The 389-nt window shown below is 75.3% G+C and carries 1 protein-coding gene; it reads right to left on the reverse strand.

Features of this window, described 5'->3' with window-relative positions; genetic code table 11:
- Nucleotides 1–364: VIT domain-containing protein (locus I6F37_RS44210; RefSeq protein ID WP_276573844.1), on the reverse strand; the 364-nt coding region annotated here is incomplete at its 3' end.
- Between the last annotated feature and the right edge of the window lie 25 nt (nt 365–389).

Here is a 389-nt window from a genome sequence, read left to right on the forward strand (position 1 = left end):
GATCTTCCTCGGCGATCGCGGCGCGGTGGCCGCTGGCGATGGCCTGGTCGTAGGTGGCGCGGGCCCGGCCGCGCTCGTCGAGGACGCCGTCGATCACGCGGCCGCCGACGGTCATGCGGAAGCGGCGGACCGCGGCGCGGTCGGGCAGCGGGAAGACGTAGGTGGCCTCGATCGCGACCCCGGTGCTGTTGACGAAGGTCTGGCGCAGGTCGATGGCGACCTCGAGGCCCACGGCCCGCGCGTCGACGTCGAGCCGGACCAGCGGCAGGCCACCGCGGGCGGTCTCGAGGGCGCCGAAGCCGGCGTCGACGGGGCGGCGCCAGCGAGCGAGGCGATCATCGTGGGTGACGGGGATGGGCATCATGGCGGTGGTCCTCACGGGCTGGCGG

The sequence above is a fragment of the Bradyrhizobium sp. NBAIM08 genome, from assembly GCF_020193935.1.
Taxonomy (GTDB): Bacteria; Pseudomonadota; Alphaproteobacteria; order Rhizobiales; family Xanthobacteraceae; genus Bradyrhizobium; species Bradyrhizobium yuanmingense.